The organism is Streptomyces anthophorae (genome assembly GCF_049310305.1).
In the GTDB taxonomy this organism is placed as follows: domain Bacteria; phylum Actinomycetota; class Actinomycetes; order Streptomycetales; family Streptomycetaceae; genus Streptomyces.
Genome location: NZ_JBLWQQ010000001.1, coordinates 1231291 through 1243647 on the forward strand (window position 1 = coordinate 1231291; position 12357 = coordinate 1243647).

Annotated in this window: 11 protein-coding genes; 8 read left to right on the top strand and 3 right to left on the bottom strand. The window is 71.6% G+C overall.

The genetic code is table 11. The features are described 5' to 3' along the window. Positions 1–39 precede the first annotated feature (39 nt). Genes ACNYS0_RS05435 through ACNYS0_RS05445 form a run of 3 tightly spaced genes read right to left on the bottom strand, consistent with a single transcriptional unit; the run spans position 40 to position 2782 of the window. The gene (locus tag ACNYS0_RS05435) at positions 40–870 is read right to left on the bottom strand and encodes an ABC transporter permease (protein WP_422471510.1); all 831 of its coding nucleotides are present in this window, start codon (positions 868–870) and stop codon (positions 40–42) included. Continuing rightward, positions 867–1778: an ABC transporter ATP-binding protein gene (locus tag ACNYS0_RS05440; RefSeq protein WP_422471511.1), complete on the bottom strand. Its 912-nt coding sequence runs from the start codon at positions 1776–1778 to the stop codon at positions 867–869. Before ACNYS0_RS05440 ends, ACNYS0_RS05435 begins: the two co-directional genes overlap by 4 nt. Further along, on the bottom strand, positions 1775–2782 hold the full coding sequence (locus ACNYS0_RS05445) for an ABC transporter substrate-binding protein (RefSeq protein WP_422471512.1): 1008 nt from the start codon (positions 2780–2782) through the stop codon (positions 1775–1777). Before ACNYS0_RS05445 ends, ACNYS0_RS05440 begins: the two co-directional genes overlap by 4 nt. Positions 2783–3090: 308 nt before the next feature. Here ACNYS0_RS05445 and ACNYS0_RS05450 point away from each other — a divergent pair, with 308 nt between their 5' ends. The 8 genes from ACNYS0_RS05450 (at position 3091) to ACNYS0_RS05485 (ending at position 12273) form a co-directional block, all read left to right on the top strand. Further along, the gene (locus ACNYS0_RS05450; RefSeq protein ID WP_422471513.1) at positions 3091–4443 is read left to right on the top strand and encodes an MFS transporter; all 1353 of its coding nucleotides are present in this window, start codon (positions 3091–3093) and stop codon (positions 4441–4443) included. A gap of 85 nt (positions 4444–4528) precedes the next feature. Then, on the top strand, positions 4529–5326 hold the full coding sequence (locus tag ACNYS0_RS05455) for an IclR family transcriptional regulator (protein ID WP_422471514.1): 798 nt from the start codon (positions 4529–4531) through the stop codon (positions 5324–5326). A 115-nt stretch (positions 5327–5441) separates the two neighbouring features. Further along, positions 5442–7745 (top strand): CaiB/BaiF CoA-transferase family protein, encoded by a 2304-nt coding sequence (locus tag ACNYS0_RS05460; RefSeq protein WP_422471515.1) that lies wholly within the window; start codon positions 5442–5444, stop codon positions 7743–7745. After that, complete coding sequence (locus tag ACNYS0_RS05465; protein ID WP_422471516.1) at positions 7742–8542, top strand: enoyl-CoA hydratase/isomerase family protein; 801 nt, start codon at positions 7742–7744, stop codon at positions 8540–8542. The genes ACNYS0_RS05460 and ACNYS0_RS05465 overlap by 4 nt, the downstream gene beginning before the upstream one ends. Positions 8543–8625: 83 nt before the next feature. Then, positions 8626–9405, top strand: a complete 780-nt coding sequence (locus ACNYS0_RS05470) for an SDR family NAD(P)-dependent oxidoreductase (protein WP_422471517.1) — start codon at positions 8626–8628, stop codon at positions 9403–9405. A 130-nt stretch (positions 9406–9535) separates the two neighbouring features. Further along, complete coding sequence (locus ACNYS0_RS05475; RefSeq protein ID WP_422471518.1) at positions 9536–10384, top strand: alpha/beta fold hydrolase; 849 nt, start codon at positions 9536–9538, stop codon at positions 10382–10384. 87 nt (positions 10385–10471) lie between these two features. Further along, on the top strand, positions 10472–11326 hold the full coding sequence (locus ACNYS0_RS05480) for an alpha/beta fold hydrolase (protein WP_422471519.1): 855 nt from the start codon (positions 10472–10474) through the stop codon (positions 11324–11326). Continuing rightward, positions 11326–12273 (top strand): alcohol dehydrogenase catalytic domain-containing protein, encoded by a 948-nt coding sequence (locus ACNYS0_RS05485; protein ID WP_422471520.1) that lies wholly within the window; start codon positions 11326–11328, stop codon positions 12271–12273. Before ACNYS0_RS05480 ends, ACNYS0_RS05485 begins: the two co-directional genes overlap by 1 nt. Positions 12274–12357 lie beyond the last annotated feature (84 nt).

Sequence of the window (12357 nt, forward strand, 5' to 3'; positions counted from 1 at the left end):
CTCCGTTCTTGTCCCCGTTGGCCGGCCTTGTCCCCACACTCACACCCTAGCTCCGTACTTGTGCAGTACACGCATCGCGATGAGGCGCAGGATCCGGTCGTAGACGAGGCCCAGGATTCCGAGGGTGATGATGCCGACGAAGACCCAGTCGATGCGGCCGTAATTGCGAGAAGTCCAGATCAGGGAGCCGAGGCCCACCTGGGAGGCGACGATCTCGGCCGAGACGATCGTCAGGAAGCTGTTGCCCATGGCGAGGCGGGCGCCCGTGAGGATGTACGGGACGGTGGACGGCAGCACGACCCGCTGCAGGATCTGGCGGCGGCTCGCGCCGAGGCTCGCCGCCGCCCGCAGCTTGGACTCGTTGACGGCCATCACGCCCGCGCTGGTGTTGAGCGTGACGATGAAGACGGCCGTGTAGAAGATCAGGACCACCTTCGACGACTCGCCGATGCCCAGCCACACCACCGCCAGGGTCACGAAGGCCACGGGCGGGATGAAGCGGAAGAACTCGATGTAGGGATCGAGGAGTTGGCGGACGATTCTGATCTGTCCGATCAGCAGGCCGACCGGGGCGCCGACGACGACGCCGAGGCCCCAGCCGATGAGGATGCGGCGGCTTGAGGCGATGACCGAATTGGTGAGGGTGCCGTCGGAGGCCAACTCGCCCGCGGCCGACAGGGTCCGGCTGGGCGAGGCGACCAGCGAGGGGCCGTACTTCATCGCGACGAGCTGCCAGATCCCCAGGCCGACGAGGACGGCGAGGGCGTACAGGCCGAGGGTGCGCAGTCCCTGGCCCCGCGCCCCGCCGGTGCGGCGCGGGCGGGTGCGTGTGCGGGCCGGGGCCGGGGCCTCGGTTGTGGTGATCGTCATGCGCCTTTCGCCTCCCGGTCGAGCTGGTCGTCGAGTCCTTGGTCGCGCATGGCCTTGCGGACCTCTTCTCCGATGTCCTCTCGCAGCTTGTGGCGCAGGCGCACGGCGGCGGGGTCGGACTCGTCGCGGGGGCGCGGCAGGTCGACCTCGTACAGGGACTTGATCGAGGCCGCGGGGCCCGCCGTCATGACGGCGATGCGGTCGGCGAGCAGGATCGCCTCGTCGATGTCATGGGTGACGAAGACGACGGTGCAGCCGGACGCCCGCCAGATCCGGGCCGTCTCCTCCTGGAGCACCTGCCGGGTCTGCGCGTCGAGGGCGCCGAAGGGCTCGTCCATGAGGACGACGTCCGGCTCGTTGGCCAGGACCCGGGCGATCTGGACGCGCTGGCGCATGCCGCCGCTGAGCTGGTTCGGGTAGCGGTCCGCGCAGTGACGCAGGCCGACCAGGCCGAGGAACTCCTCGGCGGCCCGGTCCTGTTCGGCGCGCGAACGGCCGCGCATGCGGGGCCCGAAGGTGACGTTCTGCCGCACCGTCAGCCAGTCGAAGAGGGCCTCGCTGCTCTGGAACACCATGCCGAGTTCGGGGTCGGGGCCGCTGACGGGTACGCCGTCGGCGGTGAGCGACCCCTCGCTGACCGGGAGGAAGCCGGCCATCGCCGACAACAGCGTGGACTTGCCGCAGCCGCTCGGGCCGAGCAGACAGAGGAACTCGCCGGCCGGGATGTCGAGGTCGATGTCCCGGACGGCCTGGAAGTCACCGAAGGAGATCCCGGCGCGCTCGACGCGCAGAGCCGCTCCGCGGCCCGCCGCGCGCTCCGCCCCGGCAGCGGGCGCCGTCATGGTGTCCATCGTCTCGGCCCCCTCCCCCGGCACGGCCGTCGTGTCCTTCTCGATCCCTTTGTTCATCGGGAGTCCTTCGTGTTGTCGGGAAGCCAGCCCCGCTGGACGGCGCCCGACACGTCGGGGCGGGCCTTGACCTTGCCGGTGTCGACGTAGAACCGGGCCGTGTCGGCGTAGCGCTTCAGGTCCTTCGCGGTGAAGTCACGGACACCGAAGTCGATCTCCTTCACCGCGGTCAGGGTCTGGTCCGTGGGGATCTTCGCCGCTTCCTTGGTGGCCTGTGCGGCGGCCTCCGGGTCCTTCTCGACCTTCTTGGCCGCTTCCGCGAGGGTCTCGGCCACCTTGCCCGCCACGTCCTTGTGGCCCTTGAGCCAGGTGGAGGTCGAAAGCAGCCAGTGCTGGTAGCTGAAGCCGTAGTCGCCCGTGGTCTCCACGATCCGCGAGCCGAGTTCCTTCCCCTTGGCGGGCCACGGCTCCCACAGGACGTAGGCGTCCACGTCGCCCTTCTTGGTGAGTGCCGGGATCTCCGCGGGGTCGCTCGTCACGAACTCCACCGACTTGGGGTCGATGCCCTTCGATTCGAGGAACCGGGTGGCGGCGAGCTCGGACAGGCCCGGGACCACCGCCATCTTCTTGATCTTCGCGGGGGACTTCACACCGGGGCCGAGGACGACCTTGAGGAACTTCCCCGAGTCCTCGTAGACGGCGAGCGAGCGCAGGTTCGGGTGCTGTCCGAGGACACCGATCGTGGTGGCGTCGGAGTTCCCCGCCATCTGGACCTGTCCGGCGCCCAGGGCGTCGACGCCTTCCCCGCCCTTGGCGAACTGGACGAGGTCGACGTTCACTCCGTGCTTGGCCCACAGTCCTTCCTTGTCGGCCAGGAAGAACGGCGCGTACGCCCCGTCGACGCTGACGGCGATCCGCACCTGCGGGCCGCTCGCCTTGCCGCCGGAGCCCGATTGGGCTCCGGAATCGGTGGTGCCCGCGCCGCATCCGGTCGCGGCGAGCAGTGCCGCGACGAGGAGGGCGGAGCCGGTGATGCGATGGACCGGACGGGACGCTGTGTGCATGGTCACCTCTGAGTAGGACACTTCTCGGCAGGTCATCAGGTGCGGGTCCGTGAGTTGGCGCAAACTACTGCCTCCGCAGGCCGGAGGCTTGCGTCCCGGTCCGTTCAGCGGACCGGGCCGGGGAGGGCCCGCCGGCCCGCGGACTCGGTCACCCGGCGTGTCGGTCGATCCGTACGGTCGGGCTGCCGATCCGTACGGTCGGGCTGCCGCCGGGCGCCCTGTCCCATCTGGCGGACCGACCCGATTGAGGAGGCTCCGGGCCGTCCCTACGCTCCAGCGATCTCAAGGTCGAACGGCAAGGAGCCCGTATGCCCCGCAAGAGCGCGACCGAGGGCGCGTCCACGACGCGACGCGTGGTCATCGCGTCCGTCGCCGGCAACATGATGGAGTGGTACGACTTCTTCCTCTACACCACGGCCGCCGCACTGGTCCTCGGCCAGGTCTTCTTCCCCTCCGGCGAGAATCCGCTGCTCGGCACGATCGCCGCGCTTGCCGGTCACGCCGTGGGGTTCGCCGCCCGCCCCATCGGGGGCCTGGTCTTCGGGCACATCGGTGACCGGCGGGGGCGCAAGGCCGCTCTCATGGGGACGCTCTCCCTGATGGGCGGCGCCACCTTCTGCATGGGGCTGCTGCCCTCGTACTCCACGGCCGGTCTGCTCTCGCCGCTGCTCCTGGTGCTGCTCCGGGTTCTCCAGGGCGCGGCGGCCGGCGGCGAGTGGGGCGGCGGCGTGCTCGTCATCACCGAGAACGTTCCGGCCGAACGCCGCGGATTTCTCGCCTCGTTCAGCTCTTGCGGCATGGGGCTGGGCTTCGTCCTGTCGGCGCTGGCTCTGTGGCTCGCCGAACAGGTCTCGGGGGACGGCTTCGCCGTCTGGGGCTGGCGACTCCCGTTCCTTGCCAGCGTGGTGATCTTCGTGGTGGGGATCTACATCCGCCGCAACCTCGGCGAGACGGACAGCTTCGAGGCCGACTCCACGAAGACCGGGGCACCGGCTCACTCACCCCTGCGGGAAGTGCTGCGCCGCCATCCGCGCCAGGTGCTGTTCGCGATGGCGCTGCGCTTCGCCGACAGCGGCGCCAGCTACATCTTCATGTCCTTCTCCCTCGTGTACGGGGCGTACGTGGGGATCTCCTCGAACGTGCTGCTGTGGGCCGGGATCGTCGCGATGCTGGTGGACTCGGCGATGATGGTCGTCTTCGGTCGGCTCTCCGACAAGGTGGGCAGGCGGCCGGTCTACATCGGCGGGGCGATCGGCATGCTGCTGTGGGCCGCGCCCTTCTTCCTGCTCATGGACACGGGGTCGGCCGTCGGGGTGTATGTGGCGTTCATCGTCGGGCACATCGCCATGGCCGCGATGATCGGGGTCCAGCCCTCGTACTTCTCCGAGCTGTTCAGCACCAGTACCCGTTACTCCGGGATGGCGCTCGGCCACGAGCTGTCGACGGCGATCGCCGGCGGCCTGTCGCCGGTCGTGGCCGCGGCGCTGCTGGCCGCCACGGGACACTTCCTGCCGATCGCGCTGCTCACCATGGGGATGGCCGTCGTCTCTCTGGTGGCCCTGGTCTTCTTCGCACACGTGCCGAAGGACCGGGGCGCCGCGGGACCGGGCGGGCGGGACGTGGACCCGGCCGAGGAAGGGGCCGGCGCTCCCGTTGCGTGATGTTCACAGGCCCGACCCTCTAGGCAACATGGCGTTGATGCACTTCAAATGGCTGTACCGCCGTGCGAAGAAGTGAGGGGCGCCGATGGGCTCGTATGCCGACGAAGAGGTCCTGCTGCCGAATTCCGTCCTGGGGAAGGCTCAGCTGCTGCTCGCCGCGTTCGAGTCGGGTGCGGACCGGCTCCGGCTGAGCGAGCTGAGCCGCCGGTCGGGGGTGCCCAAGGCGTCGGCGTACCGGCTCGCCCAGGAACTGGTGCAGTGGGGCCTCCTCGACCGGCACGACGAGCGGTACGAGCTGGGCATCCGGCTCTTTCACCTGGGGGAGCGGGTGCCCGCGTCCGCGGTGCTGCGCACCGTCGCCCGTCCGCTGATGGCGGACCTGTTCACCCGCACCCGCGCCGCCGTGCACCTCTCGGTCCTCGACGGCACCCACGTCCTGTTCCTGGAGAAGATCGCGGGTGAGGCCAATGTGCTCACCCACTCCTACGTCGGCGGCCGGCTGCCCGCCTCCTGCACCGCGACAGGTCAGCTGCTGCTCGCCCTGGCCCCGGACGGTCCGCAGCAGGTGGCGGCCCTCACCCGCGGCGGCCTTCCCACCATGACGCCGCGCTCCGTGACGGACCCCGAGGTGCTGAGGCGGCGCCTGTCCGCGGCGGCCCGTCAGAGGTACGTGCTGGAGCTCGAAGGGGTCAGGATCGGGGACGCCAGCCTCGCCGTGCCGGTGGTCGCGGGCGGCGCCGTACACGCCGCGCTCTCGGTCACCGCGCCGGTCGCGCAGGTGTCGGTGGATCGCCACCTCGCCGCGTTGCGGGCCACCGCCGAGCGCATCGAACGCGGTGTGGCGCAGAAGGCGTCGTACGACACGAGCCACGCGGTGGGCTGACCACCCCCGCCGCTCCTGTGGTCCGGTCAACAGAACATCGCGATGGTCCTCCTCCCCGGCCACGGTGATCGTGGCAGTCCGCAAAGGCTGCGGTCACGTCAAGGGAGGAGCCGTGGTGCGAACAGACCCTGACCCCACAGCGCTGCGCGTGCTCGATCTGACCGACGAACTCGCCCACCAGGGCGCCCGGTTGCTCGTCGGGATCGGCGCCGACGTCGTCCGGATCGAACCGGGCGCGGGCCTCGGCCCGGCTGCCCGGGCCCACTGGCACGCGGGCAAACGGTGGACCGCCGTGCGCGACGCGGCGGAGCTCGACGCACTCGCGGCGGGGGCCGATGTCGTGCTGGAGAGCGGACCCGTGGCACGGGTGCGCGGCCTGCGCGAGGACGGCTCGTCCCGCTGGCCGCACGCGGTGCACGTGGTGGTGACGCCGTTCGGTCTGACCGGGCCGCGCCGCGACTGGGTCGGCGACGATCTGGTCCTGGCGTCCGCGGGCGGCATGACGTGGCTCGGCGGGCGCCCCGACGGGCAGCCCAAGCCCCCACCACGCGAGCAGGCGTTGCAGACCGCCGGGGCCCATGCGGCGATCGGCGCGCTGCTCGCCGTCGTGTCGGGAACTCCCCAGCTCGTCGACATTTCCGCGCAGGAGGCCGTCGCCGCCACGCTGGAGACCGCCGCCGTCGCCTGGATCCACGCGGGACGTTTCCCCGTGCGCAACGGAGGGGTGTACGAGCACGTCGCGCACCGGATCTTCGAGGCGGCGGACGGGTATGTGGCCGGGGGCTACTCCGGCAGCCCCCGGATGTGGACGGATCTGCTGGCGTGGATGGCCGAGCGGGGCGAGGCAGGTGACCTGCTCGACGAGCGCTGGCAGGACGCCGCGTTCCGGTGGCGCGGACGCCCCCATGTCGACGAGCTGGTGCGGCGGTTCGCGAAGGGGCAGCCCGCCGCCGACATCGCCGCGGAGGCGCGGCGGCGCGCCCTGCCGTGGGCCGAGGTCGTGCCGCCCGAGCGGCTGACCACCCATCCGCAGCTGCGCGACCGCCAGTCCCTGGTCACCGTCACGGGCGAAGGACTGCCGGACGAAGGCGTCGAGGACGTCGGCTTTCCGTGGGCGGCGCTCCCCCGGCCGGTCACCCTGCCCACGCTGCACGAGGCGGAGGGCGATTCACCGTGGCGCCACCCCGCCCCGGCGCGCCGACAGCGGGAACGGCCCACGTCCCGGGCCATGGAGGGCGTTCGGGTCCTCGATCTGACCTGGGTACTCGCAGGACCGTACGTGACCAAGCAGTTCGGGGAGCACGGCGCGGACATCGTCAAGGTCGAGTCCCGGCACCGTCAGGACCCCACGCGCTTCGCGCCCTCGATGCATCTGAGGCCGGGCTCCGACCCCGACGACAGCGGCTACTTCCTCAACTTCAACCGCAACAAGCGCAGCGTCGCCCTCAATCTGCGGACCGAGGAGGGCCAACGGCTGGTGCGCGAGCTGGTACCGCACTGCGACGTCGTCGTGGAGAACTTCAGCCCGGGCGTGCTGGCCCGGTGGGGCATGGACTACGCGTCGCTGCGCGAGCTGAACCCCGACGTCGTCCTGGTGTCGATGGCGGGGGTGGGACAGACCGGGCCCTGGCGCAAGGCCGTGACGTTCGCCGACACGCTCGCCGCGATGTCCGGCCTGTCCTACGAGACACGTGATCCGGACGGCCCGCCACAGGGTCTGACCTTCGGGCTCGGCGACATGATCGCGGCCAACTCCGCGGTGCTCGCCACCCTCGATCTGCTGGCCCGGGGACGCGGCGGGCACGTGGACCTCTCCCAACTGGAGGCGATGGCCGCCACGATGGGCCCGGCGGCCCTGGAGCCCGTCCTCGGCGCCGGCGCGCCCGATCCCCGGACGGCGGAGCATCCGAACCGGTCACCGCACGCCGTGCCCCACGGTGTGTACCCGGCGGCCGGGAACGACCGGTGGGTGGCGGTGTCGGTGACGGACGAGGCGCAGTGGCACGCCCTGACGCGTCTCGCCGAACTCCCCTGCACCGAAGGCGACTTGGCGGCACGGCGGGCGCACGAGGACGAGATCGATGCCGCCCTCGCCGCCTGGACGCGCGGGCAGGACGGCCACAAGCTGGCCGAGCTGCTCCAGGCCGAGGGTGTGCCGGCGGCGGTCGTGGCGACCGGACAGGACCTGGTCGAGGCCGACGACCAGCTCGCCGCCCGCGGCTTCTATCCCGTACTGGACCACCCCCTGGCCGGGCCGGTCCCGCACGAGGGCATCGTCGCGCGGCTGGCCGCGACGCCCGGCGGACTCGACCGGCCCGCACCGCTCCTCGGGCAGCACACGCACGAGGTGCTGCGAGAGCTGCTCGACCTGAGCGATGAACAGCTGGCGGCACTGACCATCGAGGGAGTGACGGAATGAGCGAGACGACCACCACGAGCCACGAGCAGCCCTCCGTACTGCACGTGACGCGCGACGGCGCCGTGGCCACGGTCCGCGTGGACCGTCCCAAGGTGAACGCCGTGGATCCGGCGATGATCGAGGAGTTCCTCGCGACTCTGTCGCCGCTGGCCGCCGATCCGGAGGTGCGCTGCGTCGTCATCACCGGCACCGGCCGGTTCTTCGTCGCCGGCGCCGACATCGCCGTCATGCGGGACCTGTCCGCCGAGAACCAGGCGAAGATGCGTCGCTGGATCCACGTGCAGCGAGTGATCGAGCAGGCCCCCAAGCCGGTCGTCGCGGCGATGAACGGCCACGCGCTGGGCGGCGGCGCGGAGTTGGCGCTCGCCTGCGACCTGCGGATCCTCTCGGAGGAGGCCACGTTCGGGTTCCCGGAGATGCGGCTCGGGCTGTTCCCGGGGGCCGGTGGCAGTCAGCGACTCCCCCGGCTCGTAGGACCCCACCTGGCGAAGCGCCTGATGATCGAGGGAGAAGGGCTGACACCGCGGCGCGCCCTGGAGCTCGGACTCGTCGACGTCGTGGTGGAACAGGACGAGTTCGATGCGACGGTCGCCGAGCGGGCCCGCCGCCTCGCGGCGCAGCCGACGGCCACCATCGCTCTGCTGAAGCGGGTCGTCGACGAGGGATACGGGCTGCCCGTCGAACAGGCCCTGGAACGCGAGGAGAAGGGCGTCGCCGACCTGATCGGGACGGCCGACGCGGCGGAGGGGCTTCAGGCGTTCATCGACAAGCGGGCTCCGGTGTTCATCGGACACTGAGGCCGCGCCGACGCGGGTGATCCGGTTCCGGTGACCGGACCGCCCGCGTTGGCGTCCTCCCGTATGTTCCGCATCCTCGGCGGATGAGTTCTCCACAGCGCACTGAAGAGACATTCCAGAACGGGCCCGTGCTCGTCACGGGCGGCACGAGCGGGATCGGCCTTGCCGTCGCGGAGGCGGTGGCCCGTTCCGGGCGCCCCGTGGTGGTCACCGGGCGTTCCGAGGACCGCTGCCGCACCGCGGCGAAGCAGCTCGAAAGCATCGCGGGCGAACGCCGGCTGGCGCGGGTCGCGGACACCACCGACCCCGACGCGCTGGCCTCGGTCGTGAGCCGGGCCGCCGAACTCTGGGGCCCCGTCACCGGCCTGGTGACGGCCGCCGGGCAGCTGGCCCGCGGCTCGGTGCTCGACCTGACACCCGACGACTTCCGCGCCGCCCTCGACACCAACGTCATCGGAACCTGGCTGGCGATCCGCGCCGTCCTGCCCGGCATGCTCGACGCCGGTCACGGCCGCATCGTCACGATCGGCTCCGTGCTCGGCTCGACGGGCGCCCCCGAACGGGGTGGCTACGCCGCCACCAAGGGCGCGGTCGCCGCGCTCACCAGGTCGGCGGCCCTGGAGGTCGCAGGGACCGGCGTCACCGTCAACTGCGTCGCGCCCGGCCCCGTTCGCACCCCGATGAACGAGAGTGACGCCACGACCGACGCCGCCGCGCAGGCCGCCTTCACCGCCAAGGTGCCGCTCGGCCGCTGGGGCAGGCCCGAGGACATCGCGCACGCGGTGCTCCCGCTGCTCGCCGCCGGCTCGTCCTTCACCACGGGCGCGCTGCTGCACGCGGACGGCGGCTACACCGCGCAGTGAACGGTCGTCCACGTCACCCAGCGGGAGCGGTTCGCTGAACGGACCGCGACGCTGGGCCCGCGCCCCGCGCGGTGATGGGCTCGACACCGTATCCCCCCCCGCAGTCGTACAGAAGGACGGAAGGACTCGCATGTCACCAGCACCGGAGAGCCACTACGCGGACGGCGCGGGCATCCGCTACCACTACCACGACCTCGGCTCGGGGCCCGACACCGTCTTCCTGCACGGTGGCGGACCCGGCTGCACCGCATGGAGCGACTTCGGGCCCGTCGCGGACCTGTTCGCGGCCGACCGGCGCTGTCTGCTCGTCGACATCCAGCAGTACGGCAAGTCGGAGAAGTCCCCCATCGAGGGTCCGATGTGGGACCACCACGCGGCGAAGACCGTCGGCCTCCTCGACACGCTCGGTGTCGACCGCGCGGACTTCGTGTGCAGCTCGTGGGGCGGCACCATCGCCCTCAACCTCGCCGCGAAGTACCCGGAGCGCGTCCGGTCCCTCGTGATCACCGGCAGCATGCCCGTCTTCTACGGGCCGCTCGCCCCGCTCCCGGAGAACGGTCACCGCGGTCGCACGGCCCGCGACGTCTACTACGGCGGCGAGGGCCCGACCCGCGAGAAGATGCGGGACCTCATCACGAAGCTGGAGTGGTACGACGGCGCGAAGCTCCCCGAGGAGACGCTGACGCTGCGCTACGAGCAGAGCCTCGACGAGGAGGAGCGCGCCCTTGCGGCCATGTCCGACTCGCCGCGCGGCGACTGGCAGGACCTCACCGAGGAACTGGGGAAGATCCAGGCTCCCACGCTGTTCATGTGGGGCATGCAGGACGCGTTCCTCACCCCGGACTACCCGCTGATGCTGGCCCGCATGGTGCCGAACGGGAACCTCCACGTGATGGACCACACCTCCCACCACCTCGAGGAGGAGCGCCCCGAGGCGTACCACTCGGTGGTCAGCGGCTTCCTCAACTCCCTGAGCTGAGACTCCTTGAGCTGAGACTCCCTGAGCTGAGGCTCCTTGAGCCAAGCCCTCGCCCCCCTCTCCCAACTGCCTTACGGAGTGCGCCCCATGTCCATCTGGACGGAGATCAGCCCCACCCCTTTCCGCGTCGAGTACGTCGACGCCGCCGGTGTCCCCACCCGCGCCCTGCGCGCCGGTGACCCGAACGCCCAGGCCGTCGTCTTCCTGCACGGCACCAGCGGCCACCTGGAGGCCTTCGCGCGCAACATCACCGCGCACGCCGCCTACGACCTGCACGCCATCGACATGCTCGGCCACGGCTACACCGGCAAGCCCGACAGGCCGTACGAGATCGCCGACTACGTGGCCCATCTGCTCGACTACCTGGACGCCGTCGGTGTCGACAGCGCACACATCGTCGGCGAGTCCCTCGGCGGCTGGGTCGGCGCCCGCGCCGCCGTCGAGCACCCGGAGCGGGTGCGCAGCCTCCAACTCCTGTGCTCCGGGGGCACGGTGGCCAACCCCGAGGTGATGGACCGCATCCGCACCAGCACCAAGAAGGCCGTCACCTCCGACGACATCGAACTCACCCGCAAGCGGATGCGGCTGCTGATGGCCGACGACGCCTCCGCCACCGAGGAACTCGTCGAGGTCCGGCACGCGATCTACCACACGCCGGAGTTCGTCGCGGGCGTCGACAACCTGCTGTCCCTCCAGCAGATGGATCGCCGCAAGCGCAACCTGCTGACCCCCGAGCAGCAGGCCCGGATCACCCGGCCGACCCTGGTGGTGTGGGGCCGCAAGAACCCGTTCGGCGACGTGCCGGAGGCGAAGGCGCTGCACGAGGGCATCCCCGGCTCCCGCCTGGAGCTGTTCGACGACTGCGGGCACTGGCCGCAGCACGAGCAGGCCGAGCGCTTCAACGCCCTCAGCCTCGAATTCATCGGCAAGGCGGCCGGCTGATGCGGGCGGTCCGCTTCCACGACTGGGGCGCCGCTCCGGTCCTGGACGAGGTGCCCGAGCCCGTCCGTGCGCCGGGCGAGGTTCTCGTCCAGGTGACGGCGGGCGGTGTCTCGCACCTCGATGCCACCGTCGCGTCCGGCGGCTTCGAGCTCAAGCCCCAACTCCCCTACGTCGGAGGGGTCGAGGGCGCGGGCACGGTCCTGGAGGCGGACGCCGAATCCGGTCTCGCGCCGGGCACCCAGGTCGTGCTGCGCGGCGGCGGCCTCGGCCTCCTGCGCGACGGCACCTGGACCGAGCGGGTCAGCGTGAAGCGCAAGGCCGTCACCCCGCTCGCGGCCCCGCTCGACCCGGCCGTGGCGGCGAGCTTCTTCGTCCCGGCCACGACCGCGTACGTGGCTCTGCACGACGTCGCCCGGATCGGTCAGGACGAGAACGTCGTCGTGGTGGGCGCGGCGGGCGCGGTCGGCGCGATGGTGGCCCAGCAGGCGCTGGCCGCGGGCGCCCGGGTGACCGGTGTGGTCGGCCGGGAGGACCAGCTGGCCGACGTGCCGAAGGGCGTGGAGGCCGTGACACTGGAGAGCGCGGCGGACCTCGCCCGGGACCGTTCGGCGTCGCTGCTCGTCGACACGCTCGGCGGCGAAGGCCTTGTCGGCCGCAGCCGGTGGGTGCGGCAGGGCGGACGCGCGGTCGTCATCGGGTACGTGGCGGGCCCCCGCGTCGAGCTGGACCTGCCGAGCTGGCTGCTCGACGAGGTGGCGCTGCTGCCGGTGAACATGATCCGCCAGGAACGCCGGGCCCGGGAGGTCTCCGGCGACCTGGTCCGGCGACTCGCCGAGGGTGAACTGACCCTGGCCGTGCAGGAGTTCGCTCTTGCGGAGGCCGCGAGGGCGCTGGAGGCGCTGCGGGGCGGACGGGTCCGGGGTCGGGCGGTCCTCCTGCCGGCCTGACGCACCCACCCCGCGTCCCTGATGGCAGCGGCGAAGCCGCATGCCCCAGGGGCGCGGGGAACTGCGCGCCCAGCAGCGTGCGGC